The following is a 13,284-nucleotide window of genomic DNA, read 5'->3' as shown; positions in this document are numbered from 1 at the left end:
GGTGCGCTGATGCAGTTTGGACTGTCTGGGTGCGGCGGCGGGCTGGAGTCTGGCGATCCGCGCGATCTCCTCGATCTTGCCCGCCTCGCCGACGCGCTCGGGTACGCCGGGCTCTGGATCAACGAGGAGCACTTCAATCGGCCGGAGGCGGGACGGGGCCGCCTCTGCCTCTCACCATTGATCCTGGCCGGGGCGCTCTCGGCGGCCACCTCACGGATCCGCATCGGGTTCTCGGTGCTGCTCGCGCCGCTGCACCATCCGTTGCGGCTGGCCGAGGAGCTGGCATCGCTGGACGTGCTGTCCGGCGGACGTATCGACGTGGGCATCTCGCGGGGCAACAACGGGCGCTACTTCGAGGCGTTCGGGGTCGATCTGGCGGACAACACCCAGGCGTTTCGGGACACGCTCGACTTCATGCGGCGCTGCTGGACCGAGGACACCGTCGAGCTGCATGGCGAGGTGTTCCCCGTCGAGCCGAAGCCGGTCCAGCAGCCGACCCCGCCGATCTACGTCGGCGCGTACACAGATGAGTCAGTGCGGTGGGCGGCGACGGCCGGCCACCGGCTGATTCAGCACGGCATCCAGTCGCTGACGACGGTCGAACGCGCCATGATCCTCTTCGCGGAGGCCGGCGGCGACATCGCAACCGTGCCGGTGGGGCGCTTCGTCTACGTCAGCGCCAGCGACGAGCAGGCCCGCCGCGAGGTCTGGCCGACGATCCTCGATCTGACGGCGAAGCTCCGCCAGGTCGGGATAGCGCGGTCACGGCGGGTCATCGCCGAGGAAGAGCTGGAGCCAGAGCGGTTCATGGCCGAGGTCGCCATTGTCGGCGGTCCGGAGACGGTCGCTGCGCGGATCGCAGGCCTGCACGCGCGGCTGGGCATGCAGTACCTGAACCTGCTGCCGGCCTTCTTTGGGTATCTGCCGGGGCCGCTGTTGCGGCAGTCCCTGGAGATCTTCGCAGCCGAGGTGATGCCGCGCTTCCCTGGTACGGAGGTCACGGATGCTGCCGTGCGAGCGAGTGCGCGCGTGGAGCATCATGCAGGAGCATTCGGGGCCGGCTGACGGCCTCGAACCTCGCAGGAGGTCGGTCCAGTGATCTCGGCGGATGCACGATGACGCAAGCGGCGTGGGGGCCGCAGTGGGCGCTTGCCCGGGCACGCCGTGGGCGTGCGCTGGCGACCATCATGGTGATCGGCGTCCTGGCCGCTGTTGCGTGGCTGTCGGCAGCGCCGGCCGCCGCCCAGGACGCTCCGCCGGCGCCTGCACCGGCCCCGGAGGTCGTCGCGCGGGGGCGCATACTCTTCACCGCCGAGCTGACGCCCGAGCAGGGGCTTGGCCCCCTCTACAACGAGACGTCGTGTGCCGGCTGCCACCTGACCCCGCGCACGGGCGGGATGGGGCGCGGCGGCCTGGCGGTGGTCACCCGCGTCGGGCGGCAGACGGGCGGCACGTTCGATCCGCTGCTGGAGCGCGGCGGTCCGATTGCCCGGGCCCACGCGATCTCGGAGCTGGGCGCATCCTGCTCGCTGACGCCCGGCGTCCCGGCCGAGGCCGCGCTTGCCGTCGAGCGCAACACGCCGGGCCTGTTCGGCCTCGGGCTGATCGACCAGATCCCGGACGAGGTCATCCTGGCCGGAGCCATTGCGCGCGAGGATGGTACCCACGGCCGGCCGCATCTGGTGATAGATGCCGGCGGCCGGCAGCGCGTCGGGCGGTTCGGTTGGAAGGCGGACACGGCCACGCTGGAGCAGTTCTCGGCGGACGCCCTCCGCAACGAGCATGGCATCACCAGCCCGCTCGCCTCCGTCGATCTCCTGCCCCCGAACGGTCAGATCGATACCTGTTCCGCCAGCACGGGCAACGGGGCGGGGTCACCCGAGATGGACGGTGCGGACGTGGCGGCCTTGACCGCATTCGTCGCATCGCTGCCCGCGCCGACCTCGCCGGCGCACCCCACCGGCGAGGCGTTGTTCGCGCAGGTCGGCTGCGCGAGCTGCCACACGCCGTCGCTCTCGACGCCGAACGGCGAGGTCCGCCTCTACTCCGACCTGCTGCTGCACGACATGGGCGCGCCGCTCAACGACGGCATCGTGCAGGGGCAGGCGGGCGGTCGAGACTGGCGCACCACGCCGCTCTGGGGCCTCCGCGAGCGGGAGCGCTTTCTGCACGACGGCCGCGCGCGAAGCATCGAGGCGGCCATCGGGGCGCACCGTGGCGAGGCGGCGTTGGCCTCGGACCGGTACACGAAACTGTCGCGCGAGGACCGTGCGATGCTGCTGCACTTCCTGCAGACGCGCTGAAGGCGCCCCGCTCGCCCCACAGGGCGTGTGGGCGAGCGCTTCAGCCGACGAGGGGGCGTCCCGGCCGTCCCTATCCCGTCGGCAGCGAGCCGTCGAACAGGCGGTCGAAGGCGAACCCCCAGGGCGGACGCAGGAACCCGAGCGCGCGGACATCCTCGTTCCAGTAGCCGAAGGGCGAGTACCGCGCGAACGTCCCGCCGCCGATCACTTTCGACAGCCGGCCCAGCGCCGACTCTGCCAGCTCGGCAATGACCGTCTTGCCTTTCAGGATGTCGCGGTTCGGGCGGGCCTTCGTCTCCATCGCGCGGGTCATCCCCTCGAACGCCTGGAGGATCGTCCACTCGTCCAGCTCCGCGCGCGACCATTCCACCCGCTCGTAGGCGCGCAGGGCGCCCGCCTTCTTCGCCAGCGACGCGCGGGCCGTCTCGAAGGCGACCTCGACGATCCCGACGATCACCGCCGTGAACACGAAGTTGTCGAAGGCCCCGGCCGGCGAGGCGATGGCATCGCGCGTGCCCTTCCAGGCCTGCCGCGTGGCCGGAAAGCTGTCGTACCGCATGCCGTGGCTCTGGGTGGCGACCATCCCGTGGCCGTCCCAGGGTGCTGTCAGGGTCGCGCCCTGCGAGCCGTCCCAGGGGACGCCCTTCATCCTCAGGAAGAAGGTGGCCGGAGCCGTCTCGCCCTCCGGAATGGCCGTCGTCACCATGTACGACATGATGCCCATGCCGCTGCCGAAATGCTTGACGCCCGTGAGCCGCCAGCCCGTCGGGCCATCGTCGCGGACGGCGACGGCTTTGGTCTTCCCAGGATCGCCGCCGCTGCCCGGCTCCGAGGTGATAGTGCCCCAGAGGTCGCCATCCTTGACGGTCTGGAAGATCCAGCTTCGCTGCGCCTGCCATTCCTCGTCGCCGTCCGCGATGCTGGTCGAGGCGAGCCAGGGCGAGAGAATGGAGGGGTGCATCGCCGAGACCAGGGCCAGGGACGAGTCGCCGTGCGCCAGCGCCCGCAGGACGGCGGCCACCGGGCGGGCCGATCCCGCCAGCGTGTCCCAGAGGCCGCCCTGCTCGACTGGCACGGCGGTCAGCGTGTAGGCGGCCGCGCGAAGGCGGTCGACATCGGCCGGGTCAAGCTCGCGCCGGCGCTGGCGCTGCTGGCGATCCTGGGCGAACTCGGCGGCAAGGGCCTGAACGGCCGCCAGCAGGGCCGCGCGCCGCTCAGCGAGCGAAGCCGACTCGGCCAGAGGAGTGGGAGTCGTCTGGTGGGCAGTCATGGGAGAGGAGTTCTCCTCAGATCGGCGCGGACAGGCCGACACCGGCGTAGTATTCATCGATTGAATACCGGGTTGGGGCGGCGCGTCAAGCGACGCCAGCGCGACGAGAGGGATGGGGAGGGCACATGGACGCCACCGAGCTGATGATCCGCCACACGGTGGTCGGACTGATTCAGGCCAACTGCTACATCGTCGGGTCGAGACGCACCGGCGAGGCGATCTGCATCGACCCCGGCGACGAGGTCGGCGAGGTTCAGGCGCTCGCGCGGGAGATGAAGGTCTCCATCAAGAAGATCGTCTGCACGCACGGGCACCTCGACCACATCATGGCCGTGCGTGCGCTCCAGGAGGAGACCGGCGCGCCGTACCTGCTCCACGCCGACGACCTGGAGATCGCGCGGCGGATGCCGGCCTCGGCGCCGCGGATGTTCGGGCGGCACGAGCGGCCGTCACCCGAGCCCGACGACTTCCTGGCACACGACGACACGGTCGGGGTGGCGGGCGTCGACCTGAAGGTGATCCACACGCCCGGGCACACGCCGGGCAGCGTCTGCTTCTACACCGACGGCGTGCTGTTCAGCGGCGACACCCTGTTTCAGGGGTCGGTCGGCAAGTTCGACTCGCCCGATGGCAGCTTCGAGCGGATCATGATCAGCATCATGAGCCGGCTGATGCCATTGCCTGAGGATACGGTGGTGCGTCCGGGCCACATGGATCAGACGACCATCGGCTTCGAGCGCCGCCACAACCCGTTGGTGCAGCAGATCCTCGAGGCGATGCGCGCCCGGTAGAGACGGCCGGCAACGACTGGCAGCGCGTCAGGCGTACCGGCTGGTGTGGGGTGTCTCTGGCGGCAGGCCACGCCTGCCGCCAGAGACACGCATCGGGCCTACTGGCCGGCGTTGAACACCACCGCCTTGATCTGGGTGTACTCCAGGATCGTGTCGACGCCGCCAGTCCGGCCGAAACCGCTGTTCTTGTAGCCGCCGAACGGCGCACCGATGACGCCGGCCGAGCCGTACTGGTTGACGTAGACCTGGCCGGACTCGATGCTCTTCGCGAGCTGAATCGCGCGCTGGATGTCGCGGGTCCAGACCGACGCGCCCAGGCCGTAGCGGGTGCCGTTCGCGATGTGGACCGCCTCGTCCACGTCGGTGAACTCGATCACCGAGAGGACGGGACCGAAGATCTCCTCCTGGGCGACCCGCATGTCCGGCTTGACGTTGTCGAAGAGCGTCGGCTCGACGAAGAAGCCGTTGTCGAACTTGGCCCCGCCGAGCTTGTTGCCGCCGACGACCACCTGGACGCCTTCCTGCTGCGCGACGTCCATGTAGCCGAGCACGCGATTCTCCTACTTCTTGGAGATCAGCGGCCCCATGTCCACGTCCTCGTACCAGTGGCCAACCCGCACCCGCTCCATCTCGGCCGCGATCGCCTCGACGATCTGCGAGCGCACCGACTGATCGACCACTAGCCGCGTCCCGGCCACGCAGACCTGACCGGCGTTGCTGGTGAAGTTGCGGACGATGTGTGGGACCGCCGCGTTGAGGTCGGCATCGCGCAGCACGACCTGCGGCGACTTCCCGCCCAGCTCCAGGTGCAGCGGGATCAGCCGCTGGGCGCAGGCCGTCATCACCTTCGAGCCGGTCTCCGGCGAGCCGGTGAAGCTCATGTGGCGGACCAGCGGATGCAGCGGCAGGGCCGAGCCGGCCTCGGAGCCGTAGCCGGTGACGACGTTGATCACGCCGTCCGGGATGCCAGCTTCCTGCGCCAGCTTCGCCAGGTAGAGGCAGGTGATCGGCGCGTCCTCGGGTGGCTTGACCACGATGGTATTCCCAGCCGCGATGGCCGGGGCCACGTCGCTCATCATCAGGTGGGGCGGGAAGTTCCAGGGGACGATGCTGCCGCAGACGCCGTACGGCTCGCGCAGGGTGATGCCGAGCACGTTCGGGTTGGCCGAGGGCAGCGTGTCGCCGGTCAGCTTGTCGGCCAGCCCGGCAAAGTAGATGGCGCGGTCGCCAACGTTGGCCGGCCCCTTGAACGGCTTGCCGACCTCCAGGCACTCGAGGATCGCGATGTCCTCGGCGTGCTGGTTGCAGATGTCGCCCCAGCGGCGGATCAGGTTGCCGCGCTGGGTGGCGCTCAGGTCGCGCCACTTCGGGAACGCCGCCGCCGCCGCCGACACGGCCTCGGCAACGTCGTCGGCGCCGCCGCGCGGCACGCTTCGCAGATGCTCGCCCGAGGCGGGGTTGATGACGGCGATGGTCTCGCCGTGCTTCGCGGGGGTCCAGACGCCCCCGATGAACTGGACACCGTCAGGAACCTGTTCGAGGATGCCAGGGGCCCGAGTCTGAGGCGGAGCGCTCACTGCCACGATGCTAGTCCTCCCTGCGGAAAGCTCCTTGACAGTCTATTCAAAGTTTGAATAGAGTATCAAGGTCGAGGTCGCGCCCTGGTCTTCGCCGGCCGCTCGGGCGCGCACTCGGCCCGGCGCAGATGCTCTGGGCCGCAGCGCGAGCGGCTACTTCCGTACCCGCCGTTCCCCACGAGCGCTGGTATTATACATAGCTAAGCGTGCAGTTTAGCCCGTAGTAATCTCGTTCGTCATGGGGCTGCGGGTGGGGTGGGAGGTCAGGCGCGATGGCGCTAGCAGGCGCATGGGCCAACACGCGGCATCCGTTCCTGGACGGCACGCCGAAGAAGATGCTGATCGGCGGTCAGTGGGTCGACGCGGCCTCGGGCAAGACCTTCGAGAGCGTCAATCCGGCCACGGGGGAGGTGCTCGCGACGGTCGCCGAGGGTGACGCCGTCGACATCGACCGGGCGGTCAGGGCGGCGCGGGCGGCGTTCGAGGGGCCGTGGAGCAAGGTCAAGCCGTACGAGCGGCAGGCGATCCTGCTCAAACTGGCCGATCTGGTGGAGGAGCACTTCGAGGAGCTTGCCACCCTCGACACGCTCGACATGGGCGCGCCGGTCAGCCGCACCATGTCCACCAGGCGGCGGGCGCTCGGGATGCTCCGCTGGTACGCTGGACAGGCGACGGCCATCCACGGCGAGACCATCGAGAACTCGCTGCCCGGCGAGTACGTCTCGTTCACCCTCAAGGATCCGGTCGGCGTCGTCGGCGCGATCATCCCCTGGAACGGGCCGCTCGGCGCCTGTATCTGGAAGGTCGGGCCGGCCATCGCGACGGGCTGCACCGTGATCCTCAAGCCGGCCGAAGAGGCGCCGCTGACCCCGCTCCGCTTCGCCGAGCTGTGCCAGGAGGCTGGGGTTCCCGATGGCGTCGTCAACGTGGTGCCCGGCTACGGCGAGACGGCCGGCGCGGCCCTGGCGCGGCACCTCGACGTCGACAAGGTCGCCTTCACCGGGTCACACGTGACGGGCCAGGAGATCATCCGCTCGTCGGCGCTGAACCTGAAGCGGGTGTCCCTGGAGCTGGGCGGCAAGTCGCCAGACGTCGTGTTCGCCGACGCCGACCTTGACGCAGCCGTCCCCGGGGCGGCGATGGCGGTCTTCGCCAACTCCGGACAGATCTGCAGCGCTGGAACACGCCTCTTCGTCGAGCGCAAGGTGCACGACGAGTTCGTGGAGCGCCTGTCGAACTTCGCCTCAGAGCTGAAGGTCGGCAACGGCCTCGATCCGAATGTGCAGATCGGGCCGCTGGTCTCGCAGCAGCAGATCGAGCGGGTCACTAGCTACCTGCAGCTTGGGGCGGATGAGGGGGCCAGGGCGACGGTCGGCGGGGCGCGCCTGACCGAGGGCGAGCTGGCCAACGGCTACTTCGTCCCGCCGACGGTCTTCGCCGACGTGCAGGACGGCATGCGGATCGCTCAGGAGGAGATCTTCGGCCCCGTCATCTCGGCGATGCCGTTCGACGACATCGAAGAGGTGGCGCAGCGGGCGAACGACACGACCTACGGCCTGGCCGCCGGCATCTGGACCACGGACGTCCGCAAGGCCCACCGGGTGGCCGCGAAGCTGCGCGCGGGGACGGTCTGGGTCAACTGCTACAACGTCGGCGATCCGGCCCTGCCGTTCGGCGGCTTCAAGCAGTCCGGCTGGGGCCGGGAGATGGGCCACAACGCGCTGGAGCTGTACACCGAGGTGAAGTCGGTGGTGATCCAGCTGTAGACGCGGTGACCATGGTCGTGGGCGCGCTGCTGGGGCGCCGCCCGTCACACCCAGAGAAGCTTCCCGTCCACCCTGACTATTCAAACACGGAATATTCCGTGTTTGAATAGTCAGGGTGGTCTGCGCCATAGTAGTCGCGCAGGCTGGTGCTCGCGCTTGCTGGTCGCCACACCAGACCGAACGTTGCGAGTGAGAAGGGGTACACCGTGGTACTGACAGAGAGCAGGCCGGGGTTGGGCGCGAACGTCGCCGAGTTCGTCGGCAGCCCGCGCCCGATGCTCATCGACGGCCAGTGGGTGCAGGCGGCGTCTGGCAAGGTCTTCGACGTGTTCGATCCAGCCACCGAAGAGGTCATTGCCCAGGTGGCTGAGGGCGACAAGGCGGACGTCGAGAAGGCCGTCGCGGCTGCTCGCCGGGCCTTCGAGGTCGGCCCGTGGCGCAGGAGCGTCTCGCCGTCCGAGCGGGGCCGGATGATCTGGAAGCTGGCCGACCTGCTCGAGCAGAACGCTGAGGAGTTCGCCCAGCTCGAAGCGCTCGACAACGGCAAGCCGGTGGCGGTGGCCCGGGCCGCCGACGTGCCGCTGGCCGTCGATCTGCTCCGCTACATGGCCGGCTGGGCCACGAAGATCGAGGGCCACACCATCCCGATCTCGAACATCCCGCTGCCGGGCCACAGGTTCTTCGCCTACACCCGCCACGAGCCGATTGGCGTGGTCGCGCAGATCATCCCCTGGAACTTCCCGCTGCTGATGGCGGCCTGGAAGCTTGGCCCGGCCCTGGCGACGGGCTGCACGGTGGTGCTGAAGCCGGCCGAGCAGACACCGCTGACGGCCCTGCGCCTCGGCGAGCTGATCGCCGAGGCTGGCATCCCGAACGGCGTCGTGAATATCGTCACCGGCTTTGGCGAGACGGCCGGCGCGGCCCTGGCGGCGCATCCGGACGTGGACAAGGTCGCCTTTACCGGTTCGGGCGAGGTCGGCAAGATCGTCGTCCAGGCGGCGGCCGGCAACCTCAAGAAGGTCTCGTTGGAGCTGGGCGGCAAGTCACCCAACATCGTGTTCGACGACGCCGACGTGCCGGCCGCCATCGCCGGGGCGTCCAACGCGATCTTCTTCAACCACGGCCAGTGCTGCAACGCCGGCTCCCGCCTGTACGTGCAGCGGAAGGTCTTTGACGAGGTCGCCCAGGGCGTGGCGGACGCCGCCGAGGGCATCAAGCTCGGCAACGCCTTCGACCCCGACACCCAGATGGGGCCGCTGATCTCCGACGAGCAGCTGCGGCGCGTGACCGGCTACCTCCAGTCTGGCGCGGAGCAGGGCGCTCGCTCGCTGGTCGGCGGCAGCCGCTTCGGCGAGCGCGGCTACTTCTTCCAACCGACGGTGCTTGTGGACGCCAAGCAGGAGATGAAGATCGTCCAGGAGGAGATCTTCGGGCCGGTCGTGGTGGCGCTGCCGTTCGACGACATCAACGAGCTGGCCGGCATCGCGAACGACACGACCTACGGCCTGGCGGCCGGCATCTGGACGAAGGACGTGGCGAAGGCCCACGCGCTGGCGGCCGAACTCAAGGCCGGCACGGTCTGGATCAACACCTACCACGTCTTCGACGCCGCGCTGCCATTCGGCGGCTACAAGGAGTCTGGCTGGGGCCGTGAGATGGGGCACTACGCGCTGGAGCTGTACACCGAGGTCAAGTCGGTGGTGGTGGCCCTGCCCTCGTAGCAACCGACACCCGACCAGCGTGCGGCGACTGGCCGGCCGCCGTACGCACATCCTGACCTGCCGCCGTCGCCCGCGGGGATGGTGGCAGTGTCAGTCGGCGTGGTCGCCAACGTCCCGTTTGCCCCAGACGGTGGCCGCGCCGACCATCCTTTCTTCCTGAGGTGGCATCCTGTGGTAGCCGTCAGCCAGCGCGATCTTCGGGGGCTGCGTGCAGCCGCCCGCCGCGATGCGCACGCGCGCCGCTGCGACGAGGTCGCGTCGCTGTCCACGATCTGCGAGCGGTTCGGCGTCGCCAGCGTCACGACGTTGGAGCCTGATATCGCCCAGTGGATCACCGAGGCGTACGTGGTGTTGACCCACGAGATCGCCGGGACGCTGCGCGAGCGCCACGCTGCCTGGAGCGCTGCCAACGGCGCCCCCACCCTGACCCACACGCTGGCCGGGACGACGCTCGGGATGGTGGTGGACACCCTGGTCACGATGCAGGAGTGGCCGGATCAGTACGAGTTGCCGCCCGAGGGCGGCTGGAAGTTCCGGATCCTCCCGCTGCCCGACGCCTGGGTCGGCTCGCAGCACACCTTCCGCTTCCGGGTGGATCTGTGGGGGCCGGTGTGCCTCGCTCAGCGGGTGGCCTACTTGATGGAGCAGCGGCTGTTCCCCTGAGGTCGGCGTAGCGGCAGGGCTGACCTCCAGCGGATGGACGCCCGATCCGCCAGAGGCCCAGCCGCCGGAGCCTACTGGCCGGCGTTGAACACGACCGCCTTGATCTGGGTGTACTCCAGGATCGTGTCGGCGCAGTTCGTCCGCCCGAAGCCGCTGTTCTTGTAGCCGCCGAACGGCGCACCGATGACGCCGGCCGAGCCGTACTGGTTGACGTAGACCTGGCCGGACTCAATGCTCTTCGCGAGCTGAATCGCGCGCTGGATGTCGCGGGTCCAGACCGACGCGCCCAGGCCGTAGCAGGTGCCGTTCGCGATGTGGACCGCCTCATCCACGTCGGTGAACTCGATCACCGAGAGGACGGGACCGAAGATCTCCTCCTGAATCCTGGCGTAGACGGCGGCGCGCTCGGTCCGGTCGATCAGGCTGGCGGCGCGCTCAAGCAGCGCGTCCACGCGTGGGTTGGCGTACGCGGCGACATTCGCGAACGGGATCGGCTTGATGTTCGAGGTGACGTGGGCTCGCGTCACACCAACCTCGGGGTCTGGGCCGTTGCAGTAGCCCCAGATGCTGACGTCAAACTCGCGCTTGATGAACAGCGTGTCGAGCGCGGCGTTGAACTCCATCGGCCGAATCTGGACGGCGATCCCCACGGCAGCGAGATCGCGGCGGATCGCCTCGTGCAGCTTCTCCAGGACGGCCAGCGACGGCATGCCCAGGCTGAAGCGGACGCCATCTGTACCCCGCCGGCAGCCGGCGTCGTCGAGCAGCCGCTCGGCCTGCGCCGGGTCGTGCGGGTAGCGCCGAACGTGGGGATGGTGCGCCCAGGCCAGGGCGCTGGAGATCGGGCTGCTCCCCACCTTGCCCAGGCCGAAGCGCACCTCGTCGAGAATGCGCTGCTGGTCAACGGCGTGGACGATGGCCTGCCGGACCTCACGACGCTGGAGGATCGGACGCCGGAGGTTGAAGAACATCGTCTCCTGGCAGTTCGAGTTGCCGTCGCCAAAGCCAGCCGTCTTGACAACGGCCTTTCCGCCTGCCTGGAGCCGAGCCATCTCGGTGGGCGGCGTCGAGGTCAGCAGATCGACGTCCCCGCGCTCAAAGGCCCAGACGCCCGTGGCCGTGTCGGCGACGATGATGTACACCAGCTCGTCCAGGTAGGGCAGGCCAGGCTTGAAGTAGCGCTCATTCCGTACCAGCCGGACCATGTCGCCGCTGCGATACTCGGCCAGCCGGTACGGCCCGGTCCCGACCGGGTGCAGGTTGGCGTCGGTGTGCTCCGGGTCGCTGCCCTGGTAGATGTGTCTGGGGAGGATGGCCGCCTCCACCACGTCGAGGCGCTGGAGCAGCGGGCCATACGCTGACGTGAATCGCATGACGACGGTCTGGGGGTCTGGCGCATCGATCCCTTCGAGGACGTGCTCCAATCCGGCCCTGGTGCGCGAGTGGTACTTGAGCAGGATGTCCTGGAACGTGAACGCGACGTCTGCCGAGGTGAACGGCTGGCCGTCGTGCCAGAGCACACCCGACGCCAGCGTGAAGGTCACCGTCTTGCCGTCCGGAGAGACGACCCAGCTCTCTGCGAGATCCGGCACCGGGTTGAGGTCGGCGTCGAGCCCGACAAGCCCATTGAAGAGGTTGACCGTGACATGGTGCGTGCCGCCGACGTGGATCGGGCGGTCCAGGCCGCCCAGGCCGCGTTCGCCTCCTGGCGCACCGTGATCCCGCGCGACCGAGGTCGGCTGCTGCTGAGGATCGCCGATGCGCTGGATGCCCGCGGCGAGGAGCTGGCGCGGATCATTGCGCTGGAGACGGGAAACGCCCTGCGGACCCAGGCTCGCAATGAGGCGCGCCTCTCGGCAGACATCTTCCGCTACTTTGGCGGCCTTGGTAGCGAGCTGAAGGGTGAGACGCTCCCGCTCGGCGAGCAGGTTCTGAGCTACACCCGACGCGAGCCGCTCGGCGTCGTCGGCGCGATCATCCCCTGGAATGCGCCCGTCCTCCTGGCCGCGCTCAAGATCGCGCCGGCCCTCTGCACCGGCAACACCATCGTCCTCAAGACGGCCGAAGATGCGCCGCTGGGTGTGCTGCTCGTCGCGCGGGTGGCCTCCGAGATCCTGCCGCCGGGCGTGCTCAACGTGCTGACGGGCCTCGGCGAGGAGTGCGGCAGCGCGCTGATCCAACATGCGGGCATCGCCAAGCTCTCGTTCACCGGCTCCACAGAGGTCGGGAAACTGGTGATGCGCGCTGCCGCCGAGCGGGTCGTGCCGGTCTCGCTGGAGCTGGGCGGCAAGAGTTCGTCCATCGTGTTCCCCGACGCGAACGAGGACTGGGTGGTTGACGGCATCATCGCGGCGATGCGCTTCACCCGCCAGAGCCAGTCGTGCACGGCCGGCTCACGGCTGTTCCTGCACGCCTCGATCTTCGACAGCTTTCTGGAGAAGCTCGCCGTGAAGGTCGCGACGCTGCGGCTGGGCGATCCGCTCGACGAGGCCAGCGACATCGGGACGCTGATCAACGAGAAGCAGTTCAAGCAGGTCTGTTCGTACGTCGCAGACGGCCTCGAACGGGCGGATGCGCGCCTGGTGCTTGGCGGGTTGCCGCCGAAGGAAGGTCCGCTGTCAGCCGGGTACTTCGCCCTCCCGACGGTCTTCGCCGACGTCTCTAACGACTGGCGCATCGCCCGCGAGGAGATCTTCGGGCCGGTCCTGGTCGCGATCCGCTGGACTGACGAGCAGGACGTCATCCGCATGGCGAACGATTCCCACTACGGGCTGGCCGCCTACGTCTGGACCCACGACATCGGACGGGCGCTGCGGACAGCGCACGCGGTGGAGGCGGGCTGGGTCCAGGTCAACCAGGGCCTCGGACAGACGCCAGGGCACTCGTACGGCGGCTACAAGCAGAGCGGTATCGGTCGGGAGTTCTCGCTTGAGGGCATGCTTGAGAGCTTCACGCAGCGGAAGAACGTGACCGTCAACGTCCAGACGCCGCCGGCCTTCTGACCCGCTGTCAGACCAGGGGAAGGCGAGCGCCAAGGGCTGTCAGGCCGGCGCTCGCGCCGCGCCGCCTGTTGGCACGCGTCGCGCTTCCGTGCCACGAGCGTCAGCGAGTGGACCCGCATGGTGACGGTCCGACTCGCCGACGCTCGCGGTGCGGAGGGCGTCCTCTCCGGACGGCATCGGGGGTCGGGGGG

At 69.1% G+C, this 13,284-nt stretch carries 9 protein-coding genes and 1 pseudogene; 7 read left to right on the top strand and 3 right to left on the bottom strand.

What is annotated here, in order from left to right; all coding sequences use genetic code 11:
* Positions 1-9 precede the first annotated feature (9 nt).
* Together IT306_24885 and IT306_24880 are read left to right on the top strand one after the other, a co-directional pair.
* Positions 10-1,065, top strand: coding sequence for an LLM class flavin-dependent oxidoreductase (locus tag IT306_24885; protein ID MCC7371677.1), 1,056 nt, complete (start codon positions 10-12; stop codon positions 1,063-1,065).
* Between the two features lie 50 nt (positions 1,066-1,115).
* On the top strand, positions 1,116-2,303 hold the full coding sequence (locus IT306_24880; protein ID MCC7371676.1) for a hypothetical protein: 1,188 nt from the start codon (positions 1,116-1,118) through the stop codon (positions 2,301-2,303).
* 70 nt (positions 2,304-2,373) lie between these two features.
* Here IT306_24880 and IT306_24875 read toward each other — a convergent pair whose 3' ends face one another.
* The gene (locus IT306_24875) at positions 2,374-3,573 is read right to left on the bottom strand and encodes a hypothetical protein (protein ID MCC7371675.1); all 1,200 of its coding nucleotides are present in this window, start codon (positions 3,571-3,573) and stop codon (positions 2,374-2,376) included.
* 125 nt (positions 3,574-3,698) lie between these two features.
* Here IT306_24875 and IT306_24870 point away from each other — a divergent pair, with 125 nt between their 5' ends.
* Positions 3,699-4,364 (top strand): MBL fold metallo-hydrolase, encoded by a 666-nt coding sequence (locus IT306_24870; protein MCC7371674.1) that lies wholly within the window; start codon positions 3,699-3,701, stop codon positions 4,362-4,364.
* Positions 4,365-4,462: 98 nt separating this feature from the next.
* On the opposite strand, the pseudogene IT306_24865 reads toward IT306_24870, so the two are convergent.
* A pseudogene (locus tag IT306_24865) lies at positions 4,463-5,947 on the bottom strand (aldehyde dehydrogenase).
* Between the two features lie 266 nt (positions 5,948-6,213).
* Here IT306_24865 and IT306_24860 point away from each other — a divergent pair.
* The 3 genes from IT306_24860 (at position 6,214) to IT306_24850 (ending at position 10,091) form a co-directional block, all read left to right on the top strand.
* Positions 6,214-7,707, top strand: coding sequence for an aldehyde dehydrogenase family protein (locus IT306_24860; protein ID MCC7371673.1), 1,494 nt, complete (start codon positions 6,214-6,216; stop codon positions 7,705-7,707).
* A gap of 275 nt (positions 7,708-7,982) precedes the next feature.
* Positions 7,983-9,428, top strand: coding sequence for an aldehyde dehydrogenase family protein (locus IT306_24855; GenBank protein ID MCC7371672.1), 1,446 nt, complete (start codon positions 7,983-7,985; stop codon positions 9,426-9,428).
* A gap of 171 nt (positions 9,429-9,599) precedes the next feature.
* Positions 9,600-10,091, top strand: a complete 492-nt coding sequence (locus IT306_24850) for a hypothetical protein (GenBank protein ID MCC7371671.1) — start codon at positions 9,600-9,602, stop codon at positions 10,089-10,091.
* A gap of 71 nt (positions 10,092-10,162) precedes the next feature.
* Here the strand turns inward: IT306_24850 and IT306_24845 are convergent, their stop codons facing one another.
* Positions 10,163-11,683: an aldehyde dehydrogenase family protein gene (locus tag IT306_24845; protein ID MCC7371670.1), complete on the bottom strand. Its 1,521-nt coding sequence runs from the start codon at positions 11,681-11,683 to the stop codon at positions 10,163-10,165.
* Between the two features lie 54 nt (positions 11,684-11,737).
* On the opposite strand from IT306_24845, the gene IT306_24840 reads away from it, so the two are divergent.
* On the top strand, positions 11,738-13,093 hold the full coding sequence (locus IT306_24840; protein ID MCC7371669.1) for an aldehyde dehydrogenase family protein: 1,356 nt from the start codon (positions 11,738-11,740) through the stop codon (positions 13,091-13,093).
* Positions 13,094-13,284 lie beyond the last annotated feature (191 nt).

The sequence above is a fragment of the Chloroflexota bacterium genome (assembly GCA_020850535.1).
Taxonomy (GTDB): Bacteria; Chloroflexota; UBA6077; order UBA6077; family JACCZL01; genus JADZEM01.
Note: the sequence above shows the minus strand (reverse complement) of the source record. Positions and strands in the feature narration are given on the sequence as shown.

What these genes read in the sequence shown, in the direction of transcription:
- IT306_24870 (MCC7371674.1), top strand. Translation starts at nt 3,699, where the DNA reads ATGGACGCCACCGAGCTGATGATCCGCCACACGGTGGTCGGACTGATT.
- IT306_24875 (MCC7371675.1), bottom strand. Translation starts at nt 3,573, where the DNA reads ATGACTGCCCACCAGACGACTCCCACTCCTCTGGCCGAGTCGGCTTCG.
- IT306_24880 (MCC7371676.1), top strand. Translation starts at nt 1,116, where the DNA reads ATGACGCAAGCGGCGTGGGGGCCGCAGTGGGCGCTTGCCCGGGCACGC.
- IT306_24885 (MCC7371677.1), top strand. Translation starts at nt 10, where the DNA reads ATGCAGTTTGGACTGTCTGGGTGCGGCGGCGGGCTGGAGTCTGGCGAT.
- IT306_24855 (MCC7371672.1), top strand. Translation starts at nt 7,983, where the DNA reads ATGCTCATCGACGGCCAGTGGGTGCAGGCGGCGTCTGGCAAGGTCTTC.
- IT306_24840 (MCC7371669.1), top strand. Translation starts at nt 11,738, where the DNA reads ATGGTGCGTGCCGCCGACGTGGATCGGGCGGTCCAGGCCGCCCAGGCC.
- IT306_24860 (MCC7371673.1), top strand. Translation starts at nt 6,214, where the DNA reads ATGGCGCTAGCAGGCGCATGGGCCAACACGCGGCATCCGTTCCTGGAC.